We start from the raw sequence: 24,331 nt of genomic DNA, 5'->3' as shown, positions 1-24,331 counted from the left end.
ATTGCCAAGACTCCTCCACCCCAACCCCTCCTCTGAAGAGGAGGGGCTTTTTTTTAGGCGTCGATGGTGACGAAGCTGTCCATCACCCGCTTCCGCCCGGCTGTCTCGAATTCGATCTCCAGCTTGTTGCCTTCGATCTCGACGATCTCGCCATAGCCGAATTTCTGGTGGAAGACCCGCATGCCCAGTGACAGGTCGTCGCGGCCCTTGTTGCCAAGGCTCACCGCGCTGCCGCGGCTTTCGATCACGCGCTTGGGGGCGGTGGTGAAGCTGGAGCTGGGGGCGGCGGCGCGTTGCCAGCCGGGGCCGCGGCCGGTGCCGCGACCGACATGGGCGAAGGGGTCGGCGTGCTCGCTCCAGTTGGCGCGCCACAGCGAGGCGCCGCCGGTCATCGTGCTTTCCTCCTCGACATGGTCCTTGGGCAGCTCGCCGACGAAGCGGCTCGGGATGGAGCTGGTCCACTGGCCGTAGATGCGGCGGTTGGCGGCGTGGAGGATCGTGGCGAGGCGGCGCGCGCGGGTGATCGCGACATAGGCGAGGCGGCGTTCCTCTTCGAGCGATGCGAGCCCGCCTTCGTCGAGCGAGCGCTGGCTGGGGAAGACGCCTTCCTCCCAACCGGCGAGGAAGACGGTGTCGAATTCGAGGCCCTTGGCGGCGTGGATCGTCATGATCGTGACCTTGGCCTCGTCGGCGTTGTTCTCGTTATCCATGACGAGGCTGACATGTTCGAGGAACGCGCCGAGCGTCTCATACTCCTCCATCGCGCGGACGAGTTCGGAGAGGTTTTCGAGGCGGCCGGCGGCTTCGGCGGTGCGGTCGGCCTGCCACATCGCGGTGTAGCCGGATTCGTCGAGGATGATCTGGGCGAGTTCGGTGTGGGGCAGCTGGCCGATGCGGGTTTCGGGGGCCGTATCGTCTTCCACCGCGACGGGGGCACGCAGCGCGCTGCTCCAGCGGGCGACGTCGCCGACGAAATTGCCGAGCGCGCGGCGCGCCTGCGGGGTGAGTTCGTCGGTGTCGAGGATGCGTGCGGCGGCGGCGAGCAGGGGGATGCCCTCGGCGCGGGCGAGCATGTGGATCTTGGCGATCGCCTTGTCGCCGAGGCCGCGCTTGGGGACGTTGACGATGCGTTCGAAGGCGAGGTCGTCCGACGGCTGGTGGACGAGGCGGAGATAGGCGAGCGCGTCGCGGATCTCGGCGCGTTCGTAGAAGCGGAAGCCGCCGACGATGCGATAGGGCAGGCCGATGGCGATGAAGCGATCTTCGAACTCGCGCGTCTGGTGCTGTGCGCGGACGAGGATGGCGAAGTCGTCGAGCGACTTGCCGGTGCGGATGCGCGCGGATTCGATATCCTCGCCGACGCGGCGCGCTTCCTCGGGGCCGTCCCAGACGCCGATGACGCGGACCTTCTCGCCCTCGTCGATCTCGGTCCACAGCTCCTTGCCGAGGCGGCCGGAGTTGTTTGCGATCACCGCGCCGGCGGCGGCGAGGATGTGCGGGGTGGAGCGGTAATTCTGTTCGAGGCGGATGACCTTGGCGCCGGGGAAATCCTTTTCGAACTTTAGGATGTTTTCGACCTGCGCGCCGCGCCATGAGTAGATCGACTGGTCGTCGTCGCCGACGCAGCAGATGTTCTTGCGCTCCTGCGCCAGCAGGCGGAGCCAGAGATACTGGACGCTGTTGGTGTCCTGATACTCGTCGACCATGATGTAGCGGAAGCGCTGCTGATAGGTTTCGAGCACGTCGCGGTGGGTGCGCAGGATGGTGAGCATGTGGAGCAGCAGGTCGCCGAAGTCGCAGGCGTTGAGCGCGCGCAGCCGGTCCTGGTACTGCTGATAGAGCGATTGCCCCTTGCCGTTGGCGAACTGCTCGGCCTCGCCCGCGTCGAGCATGTCGGGGGTCAGCCCCTTGTTCTTCCATCCGTCGATCAGCCCGCCGAGCTGGCGCGCGGGCCAGCGTTTTTCGTCGAGATCGTTAGCCTGGATCAGCTGCTTGAGCAGGCGCAGCTGGTCGTCGGTGTCGAGGATGGTGAAGTTGCTCTGCAGGCCGACGAGCTCGGCGTGGCGGCGCAGCATCTTGGCGCCGATCGCGTGGAAGGTGCCGAGCCAGGGCATCCCCTCGACGGCGTCGCCGACATGGTGGCGCACGCGCTCGCGCATCTCGCGCGCGGCCTTGTTGGTGAAGGTGACCGACAGGATTTCGGACGGATAGGCGCGGCGGGTCCACAGCAGGTGCGCGAGGCGCGCGGTGAGCGCGGCGGTCTTTCCCGTGCCGGCGCCGGCGAGGACGAGGACGGGGCCGTCGAGCGTGAGCACGGCTTCGCGCTGCGGCGCGTTGAGCCCGCGCAGATAGGGGAGATCGTCGGTGGATGGCTGGGGAACGGACATTGCGAACAGGTAGGGAACGGTGTGCGTCGGGGCAAGCATGATCGCCGTCTTGCTATTGTCATCAAGGCAGGGGAGACTTCCTCAACAGGATCAAGGAGATCGGCATTGATGATCGGACGGCGGCCGCTGTTGGCCGGGGCGACGGCGGCGCTGCTGGGCAGCGCGACGCGCGCGGTGGCGGCGCCACCCTACAACGTGCCGATTCGGCTCACCGACAGTCGGATCCTGGTGGAAGCCACATTCGGTGGCGACCGCGCGTTCCTGCTCGTACTCGATACGGGCGGGCAGATGGGGTTGATCAACACCGGGGTTGCCGACGCGATCGGCCTCAAGAAGATCGGCAGCCGGCGGTTGAGGCTTGCCTGGGGCCATACCGACTACCCGGTCTTCCAGTCGAAGAATGTTATGCTGGGCGGGCGCATCAACCTCGCGTCCTTCGACATGGCGGGGATCGAGCGCGATCTGGGCGATGGGGCGGTCGGGTCGCTTCCGGCCTGGGTGCTGACGCTGGTCGACGGCGAGCTCGATCTCGATGCGAGCGTGTGGCGCGCGCATGAGGGGGGGCTGCCCGCGCTTCCCGGCGCGACGCGGTTCGACAAGGCGATCGTCCAGAAGGGCGCGACGGCGGACAAGCGCTTCCTGTTCGCCGATGCCGCGCTGAATGGTCGCAGCTTCCGGTTCGGACTCGATACCGGGATGCCGAACTATTCGCGCATCTATCGCAAGACCGCCGAGGCGGCGGGGCTGTGGGACGCGCCGCGCTGGACCCCGGCTGCTCCAAACGGCGAGACCCGCGTCATCCGGCCGGATCGGATCGAGCTGGCCGGCGCGACGATCGAGCGGCCGTTGATCCAGCTGCGCGACAAGCCCGATTGGGAGGAGTTCGAGACCGGCATCATCGGTCTGCCGATCCTGCGGCTGTTCAACATCGCGACCAGCAATCGCGACGGCGCGGTGTTCCTCACCCGCAATCGCCAGGAGCCGCAGCCGGCGCAGTATAACCGGGCCGGGCTCTGGGTCGATCGCGCGGGATCGGGGGTGGTCGCGGGCGTGGTCGGCGCGGGCAGCCCGGCGGAAAAGGCGGGAATCAAGGCAGGGGACCGGCTGTCGGGAATGACGTTCGAGAGCCTGATCCAGCAGACGTCGGGGCCGGTCGGCGCGGTGCTGCCGCTGACGGTCGAGCGCGGCGGAAGCAGTCGATCGGTCTCGCTGGTGCTGGAGGATTTCCTCTAACCCTGCGCGCACGTCAACGGACGCGTTGCGCGCTGTTCCCGGTTGGGGCAGGGAGGCAACATGCTCGAGAAACTGAAGCGCAGGTTCGATAAACGCAGGCTGGTGCTGATCGCGGCGCTGGCGCTGGTGGCATTGTATGTCGGCTGGCGGACGGGGGCGTTCGAGACCCAGCCCGAACAGAAGCCGTGCGTCGCAGGGCGCAACGAGATCAAGGATAGTAGCGGGAAGGTGGTGCAGGTGACGCGCACGACCTGTTTCGAGGACAAGGCGGGCTGACGACGGGCGCCGCCGCGGGGAGAGGAATCGATGGACGCTGACCGGACGCGGCGACGGCGCGCGCTGTGGGCGAGCTTCGTGGGGACGGGGATCGAGTTCTACGATTTCTACATCTACGCGACCGCGGCGAGCCTGGTGTTCGGGCAGATCTTCTTTCCCAAGGGCGATCCCGGGGTGCAGCAGATGGCGGCGTTCGCGACGCTGGCGGTGGCGTTCTTTGCGCGGCCAGTGGGCGCGGCGGTGTTCGGCCATTATGGCGACCGGGTCGGACGCAAGGCGACCTTGGTCGCGTCGCTGCTGACGATGGGGCTGTCGACGACGTTGGTGGCGTTCCTGCCGACCTACGAGACCGCCGGGTGGGTGGCGCCGTTCGCGCTGTGCGTGCTGCGCTTCGGACAGGGCTTCGGCTTGGGCGGCGAGTGGGGCGGGGCGGCGCTGCTGGCGGTGGAGAATGCGCCGCCGGGCTGGCGCGCGCGGTTCGGGAGCGCGCCGCAGATGGGCGCGCCGGCCGGGTTCATCGCGGCGAACGGACTGTTCCTGCTGCTCGGGTTATGGCTGTCGCCGGCCGAGTTCGCGGCGTGGGGCTGGCGGTTGCCGTTCCTGCTGTCCGCCGCGTTGGTGCTGGTCGGGCTGTGGGTGCGGCTCAAGCTGACCGAGACGCCGGAGTTCAAGGCCGCGCTTGCGCAAGCCCCGCCGGCGAAAGTGCCGCTGGGCGAGGTGGTCGGGCGGCATGGCGGGGTGCTGATCGGCGGGACGCTGGGCGCGGTGTGCTGTTTCGCGACCTATTATATCGCGACCGCGTTTCTGCTCGGCTGGGGGACCAAGTCGCTGGGCTATCCGATGCAGGACTTCCTCGCCTGTCAGCTGATCGCGATCCTGTTCATGGCCGGTGGCATCTACCTTGCCGCCTGGACCGCGGACGCGCGCTGGGACCCGCGCCGAGTGCTGGCCGGCGGATGCGTGCTGGTGGCGGCGAGCGGGTTCGTCATCGCTCCGCTGATGGGAGCCGGGCTGGGCGGAGTGTTCGTGTTCCTGTCGCTGCTGCTGTTCGCGATGGGGTTCGTCTATGGACCGCTCAGCGCGTGGCTGACCGACCTGTTCCCGGCGCGGGTGCGCTATACCGGGGTGTCGATGGCGTTCAACATCGCCGGGGTGATCGGCGGCGGGCTGACCCCGGTCGCCGCACAAAAGCTGGCGATGGACCATGGGCTGGCGGCGGTCGGCTGGTATCTGAGCGCGATGGCGGTGCTGAGCCTGGTCGCGCTGCTGGCGCTGCGCGGGGCAGCCGATTAGGGATAACGCTGGCGGGTGTGGCGGATGATCGCGCCAATTTCCGCCATGTCCTGCCCATGCGGGACGTCTGGCTCGGTCGAATGAAGTGCCGCCTCCACCTGGGTGCGAGACCAGCTATCATCGGCTTGCGCCGCTTCCCCGGTGTCGAATTCCGAGTAGCTCGGGTCGAGCTTTTCTATCGGCCGAATTTGCGCCGTCAGGCGGCCAGTCGCAGGATCGTCAGCATCGCCTTGCCGTGGACCCGCTCGGTATCGGTTTCGAACCCGTCGACGTCGATGCGCTCACCCTTGGCAGTTTCGATGCTGACCCAGGTTGCCGGGCCGATCCAGCCGAGCCGGGCGAGCTTGTCGAGCGCGACCGCGCCTGCACCGGTGCCATAGGGCGGATCCATCATGATCAGGTCGAGCGGTTCGGGCGCCGGGCCGAGCGAAAGGACCGAGGTGGCGCGGACATCGGCCCGTACGCCGAGTTTGTCCGCATTGGCCCGCAAGGCGTCGAGCGCGGCGCGGTCCTGTTCGACGAACAGGCAAGAGGCGGCGCCGCGCGACAGCGCCTCGAACCCGAGCGCGCCCGAACCCGCGAACAGATCGGCGACGGCCAGACCTTCGAAGCTGCCGACGCGGCTGGTGAGCATCGAGAACAGCGCCTCACGCGTGCGATCGGCGGTGGGACGAGTGGCGTCGCCCCTGGGCGCGACGAGCGGGCGACCACGCCAGGTGCCGGCGATGATCCTCATGTACGGGGGCCTCGCTTTGCAGGGGGGCGAGGACGGCGGTCGCTGGGACGATAGCGGCGCTTGGGCCGATAGAGCAGCGGGCTGCCGTCGTCATCGTCGCGCGGGGGCTTGGGCGCGCGCTGGGGCTGGGCGGACTTGGCATCACGGCGCGGGTCGCGCTGTGGCCGTGACGCGTCCGGCGCGGCGTCGCGCCGTGGTTTGCGCTGCCCGGCTGCTTCGCCCTCCCCGGCAGGAGCGGGCTTGCTGTTCTTGTTCGCCACGACGCGGTGGCGACGGCGCTGGCCCACGCCGAATTTTTCCTGGCCCTTGGCCGCGGGTTTGGCTGGGGACGGGCGTGCGGGCCTGTCAGTGCCGGGTCTTTTTGCGGGGGCAGGCCTGTTGCGACGCTCGGCGCGGTTCGCGGGGGCGGGATCGCTCGGTTCGGCCGGGGCCTCCGCCACGTCTTCGTCGATCGCCTTCACCCTGCCCGACAATTGCAGGTTCGATGCGGCCTTGCCGCCGCCCGGGCCGGTCAGCGCCTTGCGAAAGACGATCAGGTCGTGCTGGCGCACCTCGTCCACCGCGCCGACCGGCATGTCGCCGAGATGGAACGGGCCGTAGCGCGTGCGGATGAGGCGGCTGACCTTGAGCCCGAGATGTTCGAGCACGCGGCGGACCTCGCGGTTCTTGCCCTCGGCCAGCGTCAGTTCGATCCACACGTTGGCGCCGGTGCGGCGTTCGAGATTGGCGTTGATCGAGCCGTAGCGCACGCCGTCGATCTCGACGCCGAGCATCAGCTCCTCGAGCTGCTCCTGGGACACCTGGCCATAGGCGCGGGCACGGTAGCTGCGCTCGACCCCGGTCGCAGGCAGCTCGAGCTGGCGCTTGAGCTCGCCATCGGTGGTCATCAGCAACAGCCCCTCGGTCGAGAGGTCGAGGCGGCCGACCGGCATCAGGCGGGGCAGGCCCTTGGGCAAGCGGCTGTAGATGGTCGGGCGACCGGCCGGATCGCGTTCGGTGGTGAGCAGCCCGGCGGGCTTGTGGAAGCGGAACAGCCGCGCCGGGGCGGGAGCCGCGACCGGATTGCCGTCGACCGTCACCCCGTGCAGCGAGGTCAGCACGGTGGCGGGGGTCGTCAGGATATGACCGTCGAGCGCGACGCGGCCATTGGCGATCATGCGCTCGATCTCGCGCCGCGACGCGATTCCCGCGCGGGCGAGCAGCTTGGCAATCCGCTCGCCGGCCCTGGTCGGCTGCGGTTCAGATTCGGTGTTGGATGAGGGGGGCATTGGCGCGCGATACAGCGGGTTGGGCCGGGGCGCAAAAATCTTGTGCGTGCGGACCCGCAAAGCCGGATAGCGCGTTCATCGACCGTAACAGTTGGGCGGGTGAAGCGTGTTCGGGAAGAAGAAGCGGCGGTTTGTACGGGTTCTGATCGTCGAGGACGAACCCTTGGTCGCGTTCGACACCGAACATTTCCTGTCCGAAGAAGGCTTTACCGTGGTCGCCACGACCGATTCGGTGGGCGAGGCGATCGGCTATATCATCGCGCCGGAAAAGCCCGACATCGTCCTGGTCGACCTGGGCCTGCGCGACGGTAGCGGCGCCGATGTCGCGCATGCGGCGTGCGCCGAGAATATCCCCGTCCTGATCGTGAGCGGCCGCAACCCCGACGAGTTCGACGCGATCGGGATCGGTTGCCTGAGCAAGCCGTACAAGCAGCGCGATCTGATCACGGCGATCGATATCTGCGAGGCGCTGACCGACGGGCGCAAGCCGAAGCGCCTTCCGTCCGCCCTGCGCCTGTTTCAGCACGCCGCGCAATAATCCGTCGCCGGGCTTTGCAGCGCGAATTTTGCCGCTAGGGTCTGCCTCCAGATGAGGGGGATTGCATGAGCGACGCGGTGAAGGCGGCAGGAAGCGGGTCGTTGATCGACGGCATCCGGCCCTATTTCGAAAAGGCGCCGCTCGCCGCCCTCGCGCTGGGCATCTCGTCCGGCTTCCCGTTCGCGATGATCGGCGCGACGCTGACCACGCGGCTGGCGCAGGACGGGATTACCAAATCGGCGGTGACCGCGTTCGCGCTGACCTTCCTCGCCTATAACCTCAAATGGGCGTGGGCGCCGGTGGTGGACAAGTTCCGCATCCCCGTGCTCGGCGCGATCGGCGCGCGGCGCAGCTGGCTGATCGTCACCGGCGCGCTGGTGGCGGCGGCGGTGATCTTCCTCGGCAGCCTCGATCCCAAGGCATCGCTCGGCTGGGTGGCGGCGGCGGCGATCATGGTCGGGCTGGCCGGAGCGACGTTCGATATCGTCATCGACGCCTATCGCATCGAATTGCTGGAGCCGCGCCAACTCGGCGTGGGCTCGGGCATGTCGCAATATGGCTGGCGGATCGGATCGGCGGCGGCGGGCGGGCTCGCGCTCTATGTCGCCGAGGGGGCGGGCTGGGGCGTCGCCTATGCCGTGTGCGCGGTGTTCGCGCTGCCCGCGGTTCTGGCCGGGCTGATCGTCGGCGAGCCCGAGCGCAAGGTGTTCCGCGAATGGCCCGAGCGCATGGGGCAGAAGCCGTATCTCGCCTTCATCCTCGCCTTCGTGCCGGTCTATCTCGCGGCGCGCTGGATGGACCAGGTGCTGGAGGTCAACATCCTCTCCAACATGGTGCTGGTCGGCTATCTGTTCCCGCTGTTCGACCTGACCGCGCGGCGGGCGCGCGACGGGGGCAAGCCGAGCGCGTTGGCGTGGCTGGGGCTGGTGCCGGTGGCGGGCGTGGCGGCGGGGCTGTGGTTCGGCTGGGCCGATCCGGTCGCGATCGCGCTGGTTGTGGTCGGCGGGGTGCTGCTGATGGGCATCGCGCTGCTCAAGCCGATTTCGATGACGGCGGTCGAGAGCGGGAAGGTCGGCCCGCTGATCGAGTTCTTCAAGCGCGAGGGCGGCGCGGTCGTGCTGCTGTTCGTGCTGGTCCACAAGCTGGGCGACACGCTCGCGAACCTGACGCTGCGGCTGCTGTTCAACGATCTCGGCTACACCAACAGCGAGATCGCATTCTACGACGTCTTCGTCGGCTTCATCGCGCTGATGGTCGGCATTTTCGTTGGCGGGGTGGTCTATGTGAAGCTGGGCATGAAGCGCTCGGTGCTGCTCAGCCTGTTCCTGATGATGATCTCCAACGCCGGCTTCGCGTGGCTCGCAGCGAGCGGCAAGGGCAATATCGGTCTGGCGCTGGCGATGGGGTTCGAGAATTTCGCGAGCGGCGTCGGCGGGGTGTGCGTCGTCGCCTACCTCTCGGCGCTGTGCAACCTGAGCTTCACCGCGACGCAGTTCGCGCTGCTGTCCGCGGCCGCCAGCATCCTCGGGCGCTTCCTCTCGGGCACCAGCGCGGGTCGGCTGATCGAGGGCATGGGCTACGTGAACTATTATTTGTTCACGACGCTGCTGGCGCTGCCCGGGGTGGTGATCTTCTGGTGGATGATGCGCACGGGGCTGGCCGACAAGTCGATCGGCAATGCCGGTACCGAGGGTGAGGGCGATGCGCGGGCCGAGGACGAAGCCGATGCGCCGGTGATCCGGAGCTAGACCTCGACCGGCATTCCGGCATCGGCGAAGGCGGCGGCGAGGGCGTTGGCGGTTGCCAACACGCCATCGACGCGGCGGAGGCCGAGCAGGTCGGAGAGCAGGAAGCGCGCCCGCTCGGAATCGCGTTCGACCAGCGCGATCAGGTCGAGCAGCGCGCCCTCCGACGCGGTCATGCGCGCGCAGCACCAGGGCGCGATCTGGATCGGGCCGGTGCTGGTGGCCGACATCTCTGCCATCAGCGTGCGGAGCAGGAGGAGCGGGCGGCGGAAGCCCTTGCCGAAGGCGGTGACGAAGGCGTGTGCCGTGGCAGCGTCACCCAGACCGTGTGCGCCGAGCTGCCGGATGCCGAACAGCAGCAGGCGCGCGGCGGGGTCCTCCGGCTGGACACGGGGAAGCGTATGGCCGAGTGCTTCGGCGGCGAGGTGGCGGGCGGGTGATTGGCGCACAGTCGACTCCTTGCTCAGGAGGACCAGTCTGCCGATCTTATATTGATAGTCAATCGCAATAACAGTCAGTCGGGGAGCTCGTCGTTCTCCCGGAGCACTTCGCCTGCCAGGTAGAGCGAGCCGAGGATGAGGACGAGCGGTGGCTCGGCGTCGTGGGCGAGCATGGCTAGCGCGGCGGGTACGTCGGGCGCCGTGGCGGTGCGGGCGATGCCGAGCGCGCGGGCGGTGGCGGTGAGCGCCTCTGGATCGTGATGCGCGTGACCGGGGACGGGGACGGCGGTGAAGCTGGCGGCGAGCGGCGCGAAGGGGGCGAGCAGCCCGTTCGCGTCCTTGTTCGACAACATGCCGAGGATGAGGTGCGCGGGGCGGCCATTGGCGACCTGCGCCAGCGTGGCGCTGACCGATTGCGCGGCGGCTTCGTTATGGCCGCCGTCGAGCCAGAGTTCGGCCCCGGCGGGCAGGCGCGCGTGGAGCGGGCCGGGGGTCAGACGCTGCATCCGCGCGGGCCAGCGCGCGGCGGTGGCGGCGCTGGCGAAGGCGGCGTCGGGAATTGCGAGCCGGGACTGGTGGCGCAGCGTGGCGATGGCGAGCGCGAGATTGCTCGGCTGATGGGGGCCGGCGAGCGCGGGGAGCGGCGTTGCAACCTCGCCGCGTGCGTCGCGGTATGTCAGACTGTCGGGGGTGATCGCGTAGTCCCAGGCGGTACCGCGCGCGTGGACCGGCGCGTCCGCAGCGGCCGCGACCTGTGCGATGCGGGCGGTGACGCTGTCGCCATAGGACATGGTAACGAGCGGGACGCCGGGCTTGGCGATGCCGGCCTTTTCGCCCGCGATCGCTTCGGCGGTGTCTCCGAGAAACGCCTGATGGTCGATGCCGAGCTGGGCGATGGCGCAGGCGGCGGGGGCGGGGATGACGTTGGTGGCGTCGAGGCGGCCGCCCAGCCCGACTTCGATGATGCAGGCATCCGCCGGGGTGCGGGCGAAGGCGAGGAAGGCGGCGGCGGTGGTGACCTCGAAAAAGCTCGCGCCGATGTCTCCCCCGGCGTCGAGCACCTGTTCGAGGAGGGTGGCGAGGGTGTCGTCGTCGATCAACCGGCCGGCGAGGCGAATGCGCTCGTTGAAGCGGACGAGGTGGGGGCTGGAATAGACATGCGCGGTGAGGCCGGCGGCCTCGACCGCGGCGCGCAGGAAGGCACAGGTCGAGCCCTTGCCGTTGGTCCCCGCGACGTGGAACACGGGGGGGAGGCGCAGGTGCGGGTTGCCGATCCGATCGAGCAGCGCGGTGATGCGGCTGAGCCCGAGGACGTCGGCACCCGGGCCGAGCGCCCAGAGGCGGTCGAGCTGGCGTTGGACGGCGGGGGAGGAGGAGGTCGCGTGGTCGGGCATGGCGGGGGTGTATAGCGGGTGTGGGGGTGGTGAGGAGGGGGCCGGCCGAAGTTTTGGCGCGCTGTTTGTGGTTAGAATCGGCCCGCCGAACGCCTCTTCGAGGCTGCCCGAATGCCTAGGGACGAATTTCGATTTCGACATTGTCCGGCACGGTGCGCCAAATCTCCTCAACCTCCGCATTGGTCACCGCGATGCACCCTTGCGTCCAATCCAGTCGCCGGTGCTGGGCACCGATCCAACCGAGCCCGTTTCGAATGCCGTGGATCATGATGTCGCCGCCGGGATCGGTGCCAACCTTGCGAGCGGCGGACGCTTGCGCTGGTGTCGGATAGCTGATCCGCAGCGACAGGTGGTAAGCACTGTCCGGGTTGCGGCCGCTGATCCTGTAAATCCCCTCGGGCACGCGGTTGTCGCCCGATCGCGTTTTGGGCTCCGGCCCACCACGCCCGAGGGCAATGCGATAGGTTTTGACGACCTGCCCCTGCTTGAGCATCGTCATGCGATGTGCGCGCTTTTCTACGATGATCCGGTCGGCGGTCGGCGTAATCGGATCGCGGCGGGGCGTTTGTAGGAAGGAGAAAAGGCACAACGTGACGAAGGCCACTGAGATGAGTGCAATCCCGATCAATACCCATCGCCGCAGTCGCATCTCGCGCCCCCTCTCAGGCCCTATGCTGGCCGCATATCAATCGCCTGTCAGCAGGTAATGATTGTAGAAATAAACCTCCCGCAACAAGAACCCGGTCTTCGATCTTCAGCTGCGATACCGCGTCGTCGGTGTGGGTGCGCCATAAGCGGTGATCCCGGCGTCGCGCGCGATGCTGAGTGAGCGCTTCATGTGCAGCGGGTCGCTGACGATCAGGGCGCTGGACAGGCGGTGAGTGGGGAAGCAGCCAGCGGAGGGCGCGGGGGATGCGGTGGGATGCGGGGGTCTGGGTTGGCATTAAGCCCTCTCCCCTCCGGGGAGAGGGTTTGGGAGAGGGGCAGTGGCGAGGGCTTCGCTCAAGGCGTCCAGCACGCCCTCGAGATTGGTCATCACGTCGTTGTTCCAGAAGCGGACGACGCGATAGCCTTGCCCTTCGAGGAATGTGGTGCGCTGATCGTCGCGACTTGCGTCGTCATGCGTAGCACCGTCGAGTTCGATGATCAGTTTGCGGGAGCGGCAGACGAAGTCAGCGATGTAGGGGCCGATCACAACCTGGCGGGTGAACTTGATGCCGTCGAAGCGTTTGGCGCGCAGGGCGATCCAGAGCTCGCGTTCGGGCTGTGTCATCTCGCTGCGCATCTGGCGGGCGCGTTCGAGGAGTTTGGGGTTGGTTCTTGGCATTCGCCGTTCTCCCCCGCCTTGGCGTTCTGCCCCTCTCCCAACCCTCTCCCCGGAGGGGAGAGGGCTTTTAGATAGCCTAAGCCGCCGCCTTTTCCTCCACCAGCAACCCGATCAGGGCGCCGAGCTTTTCGCGCAGCTCCTTGCGGTGGACGACCATGTCGATCAGGCCGTGCTCGAGATAATATTCGCTGGTCTGGAAATCGTCGGGCAGCTTTTCGCGGATCGTGCTTTCGATGACGCGGCGGCCGGTGAAGGCGAGGGTGGCCTTGGGCTCGGCGATCTGGACGTCGCCGAGCATGGCATAGGCGGCCATCACGCCGCCCGAGGTCGGGTCGGTCAGCACGACGATATAGGGCAGGCCCGCGTCGCGGAGCATCGAGATCGCGACGGTGGTGCGGGGCATCTGCATGAGGCTGAGGATGCCCTCCTGCATCCGCGCGCCGCCGCTGGCGGTGAAGACGATATAGGGGGCGCGGGCGCCGATCGCGGCTTCGACGCCGGCGATGAACGCCTCGCCGACCGCTTGGCCCATCGACCCGCCCATGAAGGCGAAGTCCTGCACGCCGATCACCGCCTTGTGACCCAGGATCGTGCCGCTGGCGTTGAGAAAGGCATCCTGCTCGCCGGTGCTGGCGCGCGCGGCCTTGATGCGGGCGGGATAGGGCTTCTGGTCGCGGAACTTGAGCGGGTCCTCGGCGACCTTGGGGTTCGGAAGGACGGTGTAGCTGCCCGCGTCGAACAGCTGCTCGAACCGCGCCTTGCCGCCGATGCGCTCATGATGGTCGCAGATCGGGCAGACCGACTGGTTTTCCTCGAGCTCCTTGACGAACACCATCTGCCCGCAGCCCTTGCACTTGTGCCACAGATTGTCGGGCGTCTCCGCCTTGTTGGGGATGACGAGCGAGATCGCGTTGCGGACGCGGGTGAGCCAGCTCATGCGGCGGTTTCCTTTCGTGCGGCGGCGAGCGCCGTGCTGAGGCTTTCAATATAGGTGCGGACGGCGGCGGGTGCATCCGCGCCCTTGTCCGCGATGATGTCGATGATCGCCGATCCGACGACGACGCCATCGGCGACGCGGCCGATCGCGGCGGCCTGTTCGGGCGTGCGGACGCCGAAACCGACCGCGACGGGGAGGTCGGTCGCGGCTTTCAAGCGGGCGACGGCGGCTTCGATGCTGTCCTGTGCCGCCTGTTGCTTGCCGGTGATGCCGGCGACCGAGACGTAATAGAGAAAGCCACTCGCGCCATCGAGCACGGCGGGCAGGCGCGCGGCGTCGGTGGTCGGGGTGGCGAGGCGGATGGTGGCGATGCCGTGCGGGGCGAAGGCGGCGATCTCGTCGGCTTCCTCCGCCGGGATATCGACGATGATCGCGCCGTCGACGCCTGCGTCTGCCGCCTTCTGCGCGAAGGCTTCGGGCGTCGGGCGGGTCATGGTGTTGGCGTAGCCCATCAGCACCAGCGGAGTGCCCGGATGGCGCTGGCGGAAGGCGGCGGCGATGGCGAGCACGTCGGTGGTGCGCGTGCCAGCGGCAAGGCTGCGCAGGTTCGCGGCCTGAATCGCCGGGCCGTCGGCCATCGGATCGGTGAAGGGCATGCCGAGCTCGATCACGTCGGCCCCGCCCGCGACGAGCGCGTCGAGGATCGCGGCGGTGTTGCCGTCACCCGCGGTGACGAAGGTGACGAGCGCGGCGCGGTGGTCGCGCGCGGCGGCGGCGAAGGTGGTGGCGAGGCGGGTCACTTAGCGAGGACTTCCTACTTCGGCTTGAGATGCGCGGCGTGCGATCCGTCGCTGGTCGAGCATTAGCGCCGCCCAGAACAGGATGACGAATATAGGGAATAGAACTGCCATCTGTTGGATGGTCGCAACCGATTTCCCAACGATCCAATTGATGCAGCTTAATCCGATCAACAGGTACATCGCGTAAGCGACAGCACGAACGACGATGCCGCCCCTCATATCTCCGCCCCCATCACTTCCCCAGCATCGTCACCCCGGACTTGTTCCGGGGTCCACTCCGCCGCACGGGCGACGCAAGAGGCTCGGGCCGATGCGCCTGACGGGCGGTGGATCCCGGCACAAGGCCGGGATGACGGGGTGAGGGAGGGACTCATATCTCGACCCCCAGCGCCTCGGCGACGGTGAAGATGTCCTTGTCGCCGCGGCCGCAGAGGTTTGCGAGGATCACCTGATCTGCACGCATTTCCCGGGCCTTGACCGCGACCGCTGCGATGGCGTGTGAAGGTTCGAGCGCGGGGATGATGCCTTCTGTGCGGCAGAGGAGCTGGAAGGCGTCGAGTGCTTCGGTGTCGGTTACGCTCGTGTACTCGACGCGGCCGATGTCCTTGAGCCAGGCGTGTTCGGGGCCGATGCCGGGATAGTCGAGGCCGGCGCTGATCGAATGCGCTTCGGTGATCTGGCCGTCCTCGTCCTGCAACAGATAGGTCTTGTTGCCGTGCAGGATGCCGGGTTCGCCGCCCGCGAGGCTGGCGGCGTGCTTGGCGTCGAGCCCTTCGCCCGCCGCCTCGACGCCGAGCATCGCGACATCGGCGTCGTCGAGGAACGGGTGGAACAGGCCGATCGCGTTGCTGCCCCCGCCGATCGCGGCGACGAGCAGGTCGGGGAGGCGGCCGGTGCGGGCGAGCATCTGCGCGCGCGCTTCCTTGCCGATCACGCTCTGGAAGTCGCGGACCAGTTCGGGATAGGGGTGCGGGCCGGCGGCGGTGCCGATGATGTAGAAGGTGTCGTGGACGTTGGCGACCCAGTCGCGCAGCGCTTCGTTCATCGCGTCCTTGAGCGTGCCCGCGCCGCTCGCGACGGGGCGGACTTCGGCGCCGAGCAGCTTCATGCGGAAGACGTTGGGCTGCTGGCGCGCGGCGTCCTTGGCACCCATGAAGATGGTGCAGGGCAGGCCGAAGCGCGCGCAGACGGTGGCGGTGGCCACGCCGTGCTGGCCCGCGCCGGTCTCGGCGATGATCCGCGTCTTGCCCATGCGGATCGCGAGCAGGATCTGGCCGATGCAATTGTTGATCTTGTGTGCGCCGGTGTGGTTGAGCTCGTCGCGCTTGAACCAGATTTCGGCACCCATGCCGTCGGGCGCGTCCTTGCGCAGCGCTTCGGTCAGGCGCTCGGCGTAGTAGAGCGGGCTCGGGCGGCCGACATAATGTTCGAGCAGGTCGTCGAACTGCGCGGCGAAGGCAGGGTCGGCCTTGGCAGCCTTGTACTCGCGCTCGAGGTCGAGGACGAGCGGCATCAGCGTCTCGGCGACGTAGCGGCCGCCGAACTGGCCGAAATGCCCGCGATCGTCGGGCTGGGCGCGGAAGCTGTTGGGTGCGTTCATGATGAGCGGCGTTTAGGACGGGCGAGCGCGAACGCCAACCCTTGTTACCTTGCCCGCGTTACAGGGCGCCGACGGTTCTCAGGAAAGCGGCGATCTTGTCCGGATCCTTCACGCCCGGGGCGCTTTCGACGCCGGAAGAGACGTCGACCAGGCGGGCGCCGCTGATCGCCGCGGCCTCGGTAACATTGCCCGCGTCGAGGCCGCCGGAGAGCGCCCAAGGCAGCGGGTGGGCAAAGCCCTGGAGCAGCGTCCAGTCGAAGCGCAGGCCCATTCCGCCGGGAAGCTTGGCATCCTCCGGGGTCTTGGCGTCGTACAGGATGCGCTGCGCCGCGCCGCGAAAGGCGTGCGCGGTGTCGAGATCGGTGCGGGTCTTGACCGCTACCGCCGCCCAGACGGGTAGGCGGGTGCGCGCGCCGATCGCGGCGGCGCGTTCCGGAGTGGCGCGGTGCAGCTGGATCGCGTCGAGCCGTGCGGCGGCGATCGCCTGGTCGAGCAAAGCGTCCTCCGGGTCGACGAAAACGCCGACGCGGCCGACGGCGTCCGGCACGCGGGCGGCGAGCGCGGCCGACTTCTCGAACGTGACATGGCGGGGCGAGGGCGGGAAGAACACGAAGCCGACATGGCTCGCGCCCCCGGCAATCGCAGCGTCGAGCGTCGCGGGCGTCGAGAGTCCGCAGATCTTGGCTGTGACGGGCATCGACCGTCCCTTTGGCGCTATCGGAGCGGTTTGACCAGCACCGTCATCGTCAGTGGCGGATCGATCGGTACGGGGAAGGGGCGGATTTCGGGGGTACGGACATAGCCGTGGCGTTCGTACCACGCGATCAGCTCGGTGCGCTTGTCGATCACCGTCATCTCGATCCGGTCGGCGGCGAACGTATCGCGCGCGGCGGCTTCGGCGGCGGCGATGAGCTGTTTTCCGATGCCGCGTGCCTGGATGTCGGGATCGACGCACAGCAGGCCGAGATAGGCCAGACGCGCGCCTCGGCTGGCGATATTGACGCAGCCGAGGATCGTGGCGCCGTCCAGCGCGATCAGCAGGCGGCTGTCGCCCTCGATCAGCGTCGCAAGCGTGGCAAGATCGGTGCGCGGATCGACCAGCAGATCGGCCTCATGCGTCCAGCCCTGCCGTGCGGTGTCGCCGCGATAGGCGCGTTCGACCACCGGGTGAAGACCGGGCAGGTCGGCAAGGGCGGCGGGGCGGATCAATACGGCGGGCACGGGTTCGGGCCTATATCGTGACGCGTCACCGTCGCAATTGTCCGTTGCATTGGACATCCGATCGGATAGCGTTTCGGACATGAAACCAGCCCTGTCCTGTGCGGCCATCGCCCTGATCGCTACGCCCGCCTGCGCAACCGACTGGCGCCCGGTCGTCGCGGATACCGGAACGCTGATCCATCTGATCGATGCCGAGACGCTGCCCGGCACGGCGCAGGCGCAACCCAAGGTGCGCACATTGACGGTCTTCGCGCCGGGCGAGCGGACCGATTTCCAGGCGCTGGAGATGACCAGCGATTTCGACTGCGTGAGCAATCGCGTGCGGATGGTCCGCACGGTGGGCTATGACGAGGCCGGCAAGCCGATCGGGGACGAAACGCCGGCCAACGCGCAGTGGGAGGCGATCGAGCCGGATACGGGCTATGCCGGGCTGGCCGAGGTGGTCTGCGGCAAGCGTCCGGTGTCGTCGATGAAGCTGGCGGGCGCGGTGCCGATCGCCGCTGCGCGGGACCTGATCGGAGACGCGCCGGCGGACGAGTAGCCGAGCGCTAAAGCGTCGCTTCGATCTCGCGCGCCGCCTGATCGGGGTCTTGGGCCTGGGTGATCGGGCGACCGATGACGAGGATCGAAGCCCCGGCATCGAGCGCGGCGCGGGGGGTGACGACGCGCTTCTGGTCGCCTGCAGTGCCGTTGGCGGGGCGGACACCGGGGACGACGAAGAAGCCGTCCTTCCACGCGGCATGCGCGGCCTTCACTTCCTCGCCCGAGCAGACGATGCCGTCGACGCCCGCCGATTTGGCGAGTTCGGCGAGGCGGACGACCTGTTCGTGCGGATCGGGGCTGAGGCCGATCGAGCGCAGGTCGTTGGCGTCGAGGCTGGTCAGCATCGTCACCGCGACGACCTTGGTACCGGTCGGTGCGGCGGCCTTGGCATCCTCGAGCATCGCGCGACCGCCCGCGGCGTGGACGGTGATGATCGCGGGTTCGAGCGGGCGGAGCGCCTGCACCGCCTTGCCCACCGTATTGGGGATGTCGTGGAATTTGAGGTCGAGAAAGATCGGCAGCCCGATCTCCGCAATCTCGTGCACGCCGTGACGGCCGTTCGCCATGAAGAATTCGAGGCCGAGCTTGAGCCCGCCGACATGATGGCGAACGCGCGTGGCGATCGCCTTGGCGCGCTCGATGTCGGGGGTGTCGAGGGCGACGAAAACCGGGCTCATGACGCCACCGATGGCGTGGTCGCGGGGGCTTCCGGTGGGGCAGGGGGAGCCGGCTCTGGGTCGGCGACCGGCACCGGCGCGGGCGATGGAGCCGGGCGAAGATCCTCGATCGTGCGTTCGAGCATCGCGATCCGGCTGCGGTTTCGCCAGCGGACGGTGTGGTAGATGGCGAGGACCGGCAGCAGCCCGCCGAGATAGACGATCAGCAGCAGGAAGGGGAGGTTCACATCGGCGACGAGGCCGCTCCACAGGTGGATTTCGACCGGATGCCAGTTGGTGACTGCGAACGCCGCCACCAGGCCCAGGATCAGGAACCAGAACAAAGCCTTCAGAAACTGCATCCGCCGCGATCACCCCGATTAATTCATATCAGCTTTAGGGCGGCTTGAGCCGATTGGCCAGAGTCAGCCGATTTCGGCGCGCAGTTGCTCGAACAGGCCCGGAATCGTGGTGAGCCGAGGCTGCTCTTCGTCGAGGATCGCGAGGAAGATATCGCGCTTGATCGTCGCGATCCGGCCGGGGGGAAGGCGGGTATTCGCCGGAAGGGTCGAGAGGATGATGTCGATCAAACGCTCGGCGCCGTGCAGGCGCCCCCAGAGATAGTCGTTCTCGCGATAGGAGCGGCTGAAGAATGCGCCGAAATTGTGGAACTGGATGCCCTTGAGCGTCGCCTGCGCGCCTCCGCTGCGGATCGCGGTGGCGTCGTCCGGGGAAATGCGGTCGACGCGGATCGGGTCGAACTCGTTGAGCCCCTCCCCCTGGAGCATCGGCAGCGTGGCGATGTCGAAAAAGGGGAAGCCAAGATAGGCGAGCAGCATGGGGCGGCGCAGGTCGCGGGGAAGCTGGCTCAGCCCTTCGGAAAGCTGCTGATCGGTATCGGCATCGAGCGTGCGCAGATCCATGCGCGAGGCGAGTTCGTCGATCAGCGCGCCGATATCGGCATCGGCGGAGCGGATCGATTCGCGCATGCCGAGGAACGGGTCGGCGCGCTGGCATTCGAGATAGCCGGCGAGCGATTCGTAGATCGCGTTGCGGATCGGCCCCAGCTCGGCGCGCTTATGTTCCTGATCCAGTTCGGTCGCACGGCGTGCGAGCAGGCGCAGACGGCGGATGCGGAAGCCGACGTCGTGCGCGCGCAGCAGGTCCAGCGTGGCTGCGCTCGCCGAGCCACTATGGTGCGATCCGAAGTCGTCCGCGCCGCGCGCGACGATTTCCCGCCAGATGCGGTCGCGCAGCCGCTGCCATCTGTCCTGCCCGCGCTGATCGCCGATCTGATGGAGATGCGTCGCGATGCGATCCGCGACGCCCTCGACCTTCAGCAAACCATAGGCGGCATGGCCATAACCGGCGCGCGATGCCGCCGCGACCTGCGCCCGGCCGCGCCATGCGGACAGCCGCTTGGGCGTCGGATAGTCGAGAAACAGCGTGTAGCCGAACAGCGATTCGACCTGGGATTCGACCTCGGCGCGGATGCGATCGATCACCCCCAGCATGCGCTCGATCCGTTCCGAGCGCTGGCTGATCGCATCGAGATTGTCGCGGATCGGCTGTTGTCGGGGCAGTTCGGACAAGGCGCCGATAATCGTCTGGAAGAAGCCAGGCGCCTCGGGCGGGCGGTCATTGTAGAATCCGATGCGATAGCCGGGCGTCGGATCGATGAAGACGAAGCGGCGGTCGATCTGGCGGCGCGCGGGGCGTTCCCTGAGCGCGTCGATCGCCGGCCGGAACGGCGCGTTGGCGAGCACCGATCCGTCGATCAGCGCCGCCTTGTCGACCGCCCCCGCCGCGAACTGGCGGGGCAGGATATGTTCAAGGAACGCGCTGCGGCCCGGCCAGCTCATCTCGCGATCGGCGAGCACGCCGTCGATCTCGGCGACGGTTGCGGGCGGGAAGGCGCCGGGAAAGCTGGAGGTGGCACGCGCCGCAAAAGCCAGTTCGGCGACGTGCGCGAAGGGTTCTGCGTCGCGACCGCTGTCGCTGAACGAGAAGACCAGGCGATGTTCGGTCTCGACCACTTCGGGCGGTGAATTGAGTTTCAGCCGCTCGGGATGGCCGCCGAAATCGGTGACGGTGACGAACAGGTCGAGCGGCTGGCCGGGGGGGAGCAGCCGCGGGCCGGACGGTGCCTTTTCCATCGCGTCGAACGCGTCGAGCATCATGTCGAGCAGCTGCTTGCCGCCGAACGGGGGTTCGAACCAGCGCGAGCGGACGAAGCGTTCGAGCTTGGCGCGCACCTCGGCGCGGGCGCCGGGCTCGACGGTCTCGTCCACGTCGGAGTCGCGGCCCGCGACCATCCAGGCGATCGGCAACGCCCAGACCTTCGCCAGGCGGTGCGACGGTCCGTGTTCCGGGTTCAGCAACGCCTCGACATCCGCGACTTCCAGCCACAGATCGGTCAGCGGATCGAGCGACTGGCCGGTCGCAAGCGCCTGCGACAGAAATACGCCGTTGATTCCGCCCGCGCTCGCTCCCGCGACGATATCGACCATGACGCGCAGATGCATGTCGGCATGGGTGCCGATCTCGTCCAGCAGGGCGTGGTAGATGCGCTCGCTCGGCCCCGGCGACGACTCGCCGTCGCGATGCGCGCGGCTGGCGCGGGAGAGGTGCCAGATCTCCTTGGTGATGCCGTGCATGTATACGGCGAGGCTGATCCCGCCATAGCAGACGAGTGCCAGGCGTAGCTCCTTGTCCTGCAACGCCTTTCAGCCCCTCTTGATTCGCGCCCATACGGGCAGATGGTCGGATGCGGTGCGCGCTGCTGCGCTGTCGTTCACTCCGCAATCCTCGATCGCCAGATCGCTGGACACCATGATCCGGTCAAGCCGCGCGACCGGACGGCGCGCGTGAAAGGACCGGCCGGTCGGCGCGAAGGTGAAATCGCGTCCGAAATCGCGCAGGCATCCCGATTGCGCGCTCCAGTCGTTGAGGTCGCCCATCATCACGGTCGGCATCGCGCGGGCGCATGCGCCGATATGGGTGAGGATGGCATGCGCCTGCCGCCGCCGCCACAGCCCGGACAGGTCGAGATGCATGCCGACCACGCGCAGCAACTGACCATCGATGCGCAGATCTGCCATGACCGCGCCGCGCGGTTCGAGCGCGGGGAGATGGACGACCTCGCAATCGAGGATCTGCGCGTCCTTTCGCACCAGGATTGCATTGCCGTGCCACCCCATGCTGCCATGGCGCACGCCGAACGACACTGCCTTCCAGGGACTGTGCTCGTCGAGCATGTGCGGGGTGATCACACCCTGGCGCTGGCCGAAGCGACGGTCGCACTCCTGCAATGCGACGACATCGGCGTCAATCTCTCGCAACACCTCGAGCGTCCGCTCAGGCCGGCGGCGGCGATCGGTGCCGATCGCCTTGCGCATATTGTAGCTGGCAACTTTCAGCATCGGCCCTGTTTGGGGCTCCGGAGGCGTTGAGGCAAGCGCGCGGTCAGATGCGGATCGAGGGCGACTGGATCGGACGCTGCCCGCGCGCTTCCAGCGCGGCGGCATCGAGGCTGCGGGCGGTCGCCTCGGCAGCATCCGGGGTCAGCGCCACTGCGACGCCCCCGGGCCCTTCCAGCAGGACGATGCCCGATTCCGCGCTTGCCGTTCCACCTTGACGATGAGGTTCCAGTCCATGGCCATTCATGCCGCGATCTTTCCCTGTTGCGGTGATCGGGTTTAACGCGGAAACTGAACGAAATATCCCTGAAATCCGTCACTTCATCGGCCAAGTACGGATCAGCGGCCGCCGACTTCGAGCAGGCGCCGGGGAGCAACCAGCTCCCAGCTGATCGCAACGCGGTCGCCGACGCGATCCCAGTCGGTCTCGGGCCGGTCGAGATGGATGCCGACCCAGCCCGATGGACCGAAATAGGGCGGACGGTAGTAAAGGTCCGGCTCCATCTCGATCAGCATCGCCTGTTCCTCGGGTCCGCTGGTCTTGACGATCGCCGCGGTGACGTCGTCGCCATGATGCGCGTGCCAGAAATAGGCGAACATCTTGCCCTTGGTGATGGAGAAGGCCGGCATGCCGTGCGACAGCTTCTCGTCCGCTTCGGGCAGGGCGAGTGCGATCGCGCGGAGCTTGTCCAGCGCGGCGCTCGCCTGGGGGGTCATCTGCTGAGCCATTCCGCGACAATGCGGGGATAGAGTTTGTGTTCCTCCGCGAGCACGCGTTGCGCGAGGCTGTCGGCGGTGTCGCCGGGGCGGATCGGAACGCGCGCCTGGCCGAGCACGGTGCCTCCGTCGAGTTCCTCGGTCACGAGGTGGACCGAGCAGCCGCCATGGCCGTCGCCCGCGTCGATCGCGCGCTGGTGCGTGTCGAGTCCCTTGTAGAGCGGTAGCAGCGAGGGGTGGATGTTGACGATCCGGCCGCGCCAGCGCGCGACGAAATCGTCGGTGAGCAGGCGCATATAGCCGGCGAGCGCGATCGCCTCGACCCCGGCGTTGCGGAGCGCGGTGTCGATTTGCCTCTCATAGTCGGCCTTGGCCAAACCCTTGGGCGAGAGTGCGAAGGTGGCGACGCCCTGTTGCGCGGCCCAGGCGAGGCCGGGGGCTGCGGGCTTGTCCGATGCGACCAATGCGACCGAATAAGGCGCATCGGCGTTGCGCGACGCTTCAACCAGCGCCTGCATGTTGGAGCCGCGACCGGAGATCAGGATGCCGAGCTTGCGTTTCACCTGCTTGCACTCCTGCGAAGGCAGGGACCCAGGATCTTCTTGGCCATGCCTTTGTGACCCTGGGCTCCTGCCTGCGCAGGAGCACTGGTCGGGTCAGGCATTGTGCGTCGCTTCCCAGTCGGCGCGCGCGCTCCACGTCTCGGCGCTGCCTGACACGGTGCAGCCGCGTTGGCCGGCCTCGATCGCGCCGATGCGGTGGACGGTTTCGCCCGCCGCTTCCAGCTCGGCCGCGACCGCATCCGCCTGATCCGCTGCGACCACCGCCACCATGCCGATGCCGCAGTTGAAGGTGCGCGCCATTTCCTGCGGCTCGATATTCCCCTGCGCCTGCAGGAACGCCATCAGACGGGGCTGCGTCCAGCTGTCGGCATCGACGCGGGCGTGGCAGCCTTCGGGCAGGACGCGCGGGATATTCTCAAGCAGCCCGCCGCCGGTGATGTGCGCAAGGCCGTGAATGCGGCCCGCCTTGAGCAGTGGCAGCAGCGACTTCACATAGATGCGGGTCGGCGCCATCAGCGCGTCGAGCAGGATCGTGTCCTGGTCGAACAGCGCGGGGCGGTCGAGCTTCCAGCCCTTGTCCGCAGCGAGGCGGCGGACCAGCGAGAAGCCGTTCGAGTGGACACCGGTCGAGCCGAGGCCGAGCATCACGTCGCCGGGCACGATCGTCTTGCCGTCGAGTAGCTGGTCGCGCTCGACCGCGCCGACGCAGAAACCGGCAAGATCATAGTCGCCATCGGCGTACATGCCCGGCATTTCGGCCGTCTCTCCGCCGATCAGCGCGCAGCCGGCCTGCTTGCACCCTTCTGCGATGCTGGCGATCACGCGCTCGGCGACGCCGTTCACGAGCTTGCCGGTCGCGAAATAGTCGAGGAAGAACAGCGGCTCGGCGCCCTGGACGATCAGATCGTTGGCGCACATCGCGACAAGATCGATGCCGACGCCGTCATGGCTGTCATGCTCGATCGCCAGCTTGAGCTTGGTCCCCACGCCATCGTTCGCCGCCACCAACAGCGGATCGGTGAACCCTGCCGCCTTGAGGTCGAACAGGCCGCCGAACCCGCCAAGATCGGCGTCGGCGCCGGGACGGCGGGTGGAGCGGGCGAGCGGGGCGATGGCGCGGACCAGCGCATTGCCTGCGTCAATCGAGACGCCGGCCTGGGCATAGGTGTAGGACTTGGAGTCGGTCATGTGAGGCGCCTAGCCATATCGCGCTTGGTTTTCCACGTCCTCTTCGCCAA

Annotated in this window: 26 protein-coding genes; 6 read left to right on the top strand and 20 right to left on the bottom strand. The window is 67.8% G+C overall.

The genetic code is table 11. The features are described 5' to 3' along the window. Positions 1 to 53: 53 nt before the first annotated feature. Entirely contained in the window at positions 54 to 2,387 is a 2,334-nt protein-coding gene (locus ABS767_RS14540; RefSeq protein WP_408079591.1) for an ATP-dependent helicase, read from the bottom strand. 108 nt (positions 2,388 to 2,495) lie between these two features. Here ABS767_RS14540 and ABS767_RS14535 point away from each other — a divergent pair, with 108 nt between their 5' ends. The 3 genes from ABS767_RS14535 to ABS767_RS14525 are packed head-to-tail and all read left to right on the top strand — an operon-like array spanning position 2,496 to position 5,189. Continuing rightward, complete coding sequence (locus tag ABS767_RS14535) at positions 2,496 to 3,620, top strand: aspartyl protease family protein (RefSeq protein WP_408079589.1); 1,125 nt, start codon at positions 2,496 to 2,498, stop codon at positions 3,618 to 3,620. Between the two features lie 60 nt (positions 3,621 to 3,680). After that, positions 3,681 to 3,896, top strand: coding sequence for a hypothetical protein (locus ABS767_RS14530; RefSeq protein WP_408079587.1), 216 nt, complete (start codon positions 3,681 to 3,683; stop codon positions 3,894 to 3,896). Positions 3,897 to 3,926: 30 nt separating this feature from the next. Beyond that, complete coding sequence (locus tag ABS767_RS14525; RefSeq protein ID WP_408079585.1) at positions 3,927 to 5,189, top strand: MFS transporter; 1,263 nt, start codon at positions 3,927 to 3,929, stop codon at positions 5,187 to 5,189. A gap of 196 nt (positions 5,190 to 5,385) precedes the next feature. On the opposite strand, the gene rsmD is transcribed toward ABS767_RS14525, so the two are convergent. Further along, positions 5,386 to 5,925 carry a 16S rRNA (guanine(966)-N(2))-methyltransferase RsmD gene (gene rsmD / locus ABS767_RS14520; RefSeq protein ID WP_408079583.1) on the bottom strand — a complete coding sequence of 180 codons (540 nt, stop codon included), beginning with the start codon at positions 5,923 to 5,925 and terminating at the stop codon, positions 5,386 to 5,388. Beyond that, positions 5,922 to 7,193, bottom strand: coding sequence for a pseudouridine synthase (locus ABS767_RS14515; RefSeq protein ID WP_408079581.1), 1,272 nt, complete (start codon positions 7,191 to 7,193; stop codon positions 5,922 to 5,924). Before ABS767_RS14515 ends, rsmD begins: the two co-directional genes overlap by 4 nt. Positions 7,194 to 7,299: 106 nt before the next feature. Here ABS767_RS14515 and ABS767_RS14510 point away from each other — a divergent pair, with 106 nt between their 5' ends. Continuing rightward, entirely contained in the window at positions 7,300 to 7,731 is a 432-nt protein-coding gene (locus ABS767_RS14510; RefSeq protein ID WP_408079579.1) for a response regulator, read from the top strand. A gap of 65 nt (positions 7,732 to 7,796) precedes the next feature. Further along, a complete protein-coding gene (locus ABS767_RS14505) occupies positions 7,797 to 9,479 on the top strand; it encodes an AmpG family muropeptide MFS transporter (RefSeq protein WP_408079577.1) in 1,683 nt (560 codons plus the stop codon). On the opposite strand, the gene ABS767_RS14500 is transcribed toward ABS767_RS14505, so the two are convergent. The 9 genes from ABS767_RS14500 to ABS767_RS14460 all read right to left on the bottom strand — a co-directional run bounded on the left by ABS767_RS14500 (position 9,476) and on the right by ABS767_RS14460 (position 17,195). Then, a complete protein-coding gene (locus ABS767_RS14500) occupies positions 9,476 to 9,925 on the bottom strand; it encodes a DUF6628 family protein (protein ID WP_408079575.1) in 450 nt (149 codons plus the stop codon). The two genes, ABS767_RS14505 and ABS767_RS14500, sit on opposite strands and share 4 nt — an antisense overlap. Before the next feature lie 65 nt (positions 9,926 to 9,990). Next, the gene (locus ABS767_RS14495; protein WP_408079573.1) at positions 9,991 to 11,310 is read right to left on the bottom strand and encodes a bifunctional folylpolyglutamate synthase/dihydrofolate synthase; all 1,320 of its coding nucleotides are present in this window, start codon (positions 11,308 to 11,310) and stop codon (positions 9,991 to 9,993) included. Between the two features lie 115 nt (positions 11,311 to 11,425). Continuing rightward, the gene (locus ABS767_RS14490) at positions 11,426 to 11,959 is read right to left on the bottom strand and encodes a L,D-transpeptidase family protein (RefSeq protein WP_408079571.1); all 534 of its coding nucleotides are present in this window, start codon (positions 11,957 to 11,959) and stop codon (positions 11,426 to 11,428) included. A gap of 294 nt (positions 11,960 to 12,253) precedes the next feature. Next, positions 12,254 to 12,637 carry an endonuclease domain-containing protein gene (locus ABS767_RS14485; RefSeq protein ID WP_408079569.1) on the bottom strand — a complete coding sequence of 128 codons (384 nt, stop codon included), beginning with the start codon at positions 12,635 to 12,637 and terminating at the stop codon, positions 12,254 to 12,256. Between the two features lie 76 nt (positions 12,638 to 12,713). Continuing rightward, positions 12,714 to 13,574 carry an acetyl-CoA carboxylase, carboxyltransferase subunit beta gene (gene accD, locus ABS767_RS14480; RefSeq protein WP_408079567.1) on the bottom strand — a complete coding sequence of 287 codons (861 nt, stop codon included), beginning with the start codon at positions 13,572 to 13,574 and terminating at the stop codon, positions 12,714 to 12,716. Next, positions 13,571 to 14,374, bottom strand: a complete 804-nt coding sequence (trpA, locus tag ABS767_RS14475) for a tryptophan synthase subunit alpha (RefSeq protein WP_408079565.1) — start codon at positions 14,372 to 14,374, stop codon at positions 13,571 to 13,573. Before trpA ends, accD begins: the two co-directional genes overlap by 4 nt. A gap of 370 nt (positions 14,375 to 14,744) precedes the next feature. Further along, positions 14,745 to 15,974 carry a tryptophan synthase subunit beta gene (gene trpB / locus ABS767_RS14470; protein ID WP_408079563.1) on the bottom strand — a complete coding sequence of 410 codons (1,230 nt, stop codon included), beginning with the start codon at positions 15,972 to 15,974 and terminating at the stop codon, positions 14,745 to 14,747. 58 nt (positions 15,975 to 16,032) lie between these two features. Next, positions 16,033 to 16,671: a phosphoribosylanthranilate isomerase gene (locus tag ABS767_RS14465; protein ID WP_408079561.1), complete on the bottom strand. Its 639-nt coding sequence runs from the start codon at positions 16,669 to 16,671 to the stop codon at positions 16,033 to 16,035. Positions 16,672 to 16,688: 17 nt separating this feature from the next. After that, on the bottom strand, positions 16,689 to 17,195 hold the full coding sequence (locus tag ABS767_RS14460) for a GNAT family N-acetyltransferase (protein ID WP_408079559.1): 507 nt from the start codon (positions 17,193 to 17,195) through the stop codon (positions 16,689 to 16,691). Between the two features lie 79 nt (positions 17,196 to 17,274). On the opposite strand from ABS767_RS14460, the gene ABS767_RS14455 reads away from it, so the two are divergent. Continuing rightward, complete coding sequence (locus tag ABS767_RS14455) at positions 17,275 to 17,736, top strand: surface-adhesin E family protein (RefSeq protein ID WP_408079557.1); 462 nt, start codon at positions 17,275 to 17,277, stop codon at positions 17,734 to 17,736. Positions 17,737 to 17,743: 7 nt separating this feature from the next. Here ABS767_RS14455 and pyrF read toward each other — a convergent pair whose 3' ends face one another. From pyrF to purM, 8 genes are all read right to left on the bottom strand, one after another. Further along, on the bottom strand, positions 17,744 to 18,415 hold the full coding sequence (gene pyrF, locus ABS767_RS14450; protein WP_408079555.1) for an orotidine-5'-phosphate decarboxylase: 672 nt from the start codon (positions 18,413 to 18,415) through the stop codon (positions 17,744 to 17,746). Beyond that, on the bottom strand, positions 18,412 to 18,756 hold the full coding sequence (locus tag ABS767_RS14445; protein ID WP_408079553.1) for a LapA family protein: 345 nt from the start codon (positions 18,754 to 18,756) through the stop codon (positions 18,412 to 18,414). Before ABS767_RS14445 ends, pyrF begins: the two co-directional genes overlap by 4 nt. A gap of 63 nt (positions 18,757 to 18,819) precedes the next feature. Beyond that, positions 18,820 to 21,114 (bottom strand): patatin-like protein, encoded by a 2,295-nt coding sequence (locus ABS767_RS14440; protein WP_408079551.1) that lies wholly within the window; start codon positions 21,112 to 21,114, stop codon positions 18,820 to 18,822. A 6-nt stretch (positions 21,115 to 21,120) separates the two neighbouring features. Next, positions 21,121 to 21,816: an endonuclease/exonuclease/phosphatase family protein gene (locus tag ABS767_RS14435; RefSeq protein ID WP_408079549.1), complete on the bottom strand. Its 696-nt coding sequence runs from the start codon at positions 21,814 to 21,816 to the stop codon at positions 21,121 to 21,123. A 43-nt stretch (positions 21,817 to 21,859) separates the two neighbouring features. Next, on the bottom strand, positions 21,860 to 22,060 hold the full coding sequence (locus tag ABS767_RS14430) for a hypothetical protein (protein ID WP_408079547.1): 201 nt from the start codon (positions 22,058 to 22,060) through the stop codon (positions 21,860 to 21,862). 92 nt (positions 22,061 to 22,152) lie between these two features. Further along, complete coding sequence (locus tag ABS767_RS14425; protein WP_408079545.1) at positions 22,153 to 22,530, bottom strand: MmcQ/YjbR family DNA-binding protein; 378 nt, start codon at positions 22,528 to 22,530, stop codon at positions 22,153 to 22,155. After that, entirely contained in the window at positions 22,527 to 23,048 is a 522-nt protein-coding gene (gene purN, locus ABS767_RS14420; protein WP_408079749.1) for a phosphoribosylglycinamide formyltransferase, read from the bottom strand. The genes ABS767_RS14425 and purN overlap by 4 nt, the downstream gene beginning before the upstream one ends. A 138-nt stretch (positions 23,049 to 23,186) precedes the next feature. Continuing rightward, complete coding sequence (gene purM, locus ABS767_RS14415) at positions 23,187 to 24,281, bottom strand: phosphoribosylformylglycinamidine cyclo-ligase (protein ID WP_408079543.1); 1,095 nt, start codon at positions 24,279 to 24,281, stop codon at positions 23,187 to 23,189. Positions 24,282 to 24,331: the final 50 nt, after the last annotated feature.

Origin of the sequence: Sphingomonas plantiphila, assembly GCF_046000505.1 — a bacterium.
GTDB lineage: Bacteria > Pseudomonadota > Alphaproteobacteria > Sphingomonadales > Sphingomonadaceae > Sphingomonas > Sphingomonas plantiphila.
The sequence above is the reverse complement of the archived record's forward strand: the minus strand, read 5'-3'. Positions and strand labels throughout refer to the sequence as shown.

Coding starts and splice junctions, on each gene's coding strand:
- ABS767_RS14430 (WP_408079547.1), bottom strand. CDS start 22,060: ATGAATGGCCATGGACTGGAACCTCATCGTCAAGGTGGAACGGCAAGC.
- purN (WP_408079749.1), bottom strand. CDS start 23,048: ATGCAGGCGCTGGTTGAAGCGTCGCGCAACGCCGATGCGCCTTATTCG.
- ABS767_RS14525 (WP_408079585.1), top strand. CDS start 3,927: ATGGACGCTGACCGGACGCGGCGACGGCGCGCGCTGTGGGCGAGCTTC.
- purM (WP_408079543.1), bottom strand. CDS start 24,281: ATGACCGACTCCAAGTCCTACACCTATGCCCAGGCCGGCGTCTCGATT.
- ABS767_RS14495 (WP_408079573.1), bottom strand. CDS start 11,310: ATGCCCGACCACGCGACCTCCTCCTCCCCCGCCGTCCAACGCCAGCTC.
- ABS767_RS14535 (WP_408079589.1), top strand. CDS start 2,496: ATGATCGGACGGCGGCCGCTGTTGGCCGGGGCGACGGCGGCGCTGCTG.
- trpB (WP_408079563.1), bottom strand. CDS start 15,974: ATGAACGCACCCAACAGCTTCCGCGCCCAGCCCGACGATCGCGGGCAT.
- pyrF (WP_408079555.1), bottom strand. CDS start 18,415: ATGAGCCCGGTTTTCGTCGCCCTCGACACCCCCGACATCGAGCGCGCC.
- ABS767_RS14425 (WP_408079545.1), bottom strand. CDS start 22,530: ATGACCCCCCAGGCGAGCGCCGCGCTGGACAAGCTCCGCGCGATCGCA.
- ABS767_RS14435 (WP_408079549.1), bottom strand. CDS start 21,816: ATGCTGAAAGTTGCCAGCTACAATATGCGCAAGGCGATCGGCACCGAT.
- ABS767_RS14445 (WP_408079553.1), bottom strand. CDS start 18,756: ATGCAGTTTCTGAAGGCTTTGTTCTGGTTCCTGATCCTGGGCCTGGTG.
- ABS767_RS14485 (WP_408079569.1), bottom strand. CDS start 12,637: ATGCCAAGAACCAACCCCAAACTCCTCGAACGCGCCCGCCAGATGCGC.
- ABS767_RS14515 (WP_408079581.1), bottom strand. CDS start 7,193: ATGCCCCCCTCATCCAACACCGAATCTGAACCGCAGCCGACCAGGGCC.
- ABS767_RS14530 (WP_408079587.1), top strand. CDS start 3,681: ATGCTCGAGAAACTGAAGCGCAGGTTCGATAAACGCAGGCTGGTGCTG.
- rsmD (WP_408079583.1), bottom strand. CDS start 5,925: ATGAGGATCATCGCCGGCACCTGGCGTGGTCGCCCGCTCGTCGCGCCC.
- ABS767_RS14505 (WP_408079577.1), top strand. CDS start 7,797: ATGAGCGACGCGGTGAAGGCGGCAGGAAGCGGGTCGTTGATCGACGGC.
- ABS767_RS14465 (WP_408079561.1), bottom strand. CDS start 16,671: ATGCCCGTCACAGCCAAGATCTGCGGACTCTCGACGCCCGCGACGCTC.
- accD (WP_408079567.1), bottom strand. CDS start 13,574: ATGAGCTGGCTCACCCGCGTCCGCAACGCGATCTCGCTCGTCATCCCC.
- ABS767_RS14455 (WP_408079557.1), top strand. CDS start 17,275: ATGAAACCAGCCCTGTCCTGTGCGGCCATCGCCCTGATCGCTACGCCC.
- ABS767_RS14540 (WP_408079591.1), bottom strand. CDS start 2,387: ATGTCCGTTCCCCAGCCATCCACCGACGATCTCCCCTATCTGCGCGGG.
- ABS767_RS14490 (WP_408079571.1), bottom strand. CDS start 11,959: ATGCGACTGCGGCGATGGGTATTGATCGGGATTGCACTCATCTCAGTG.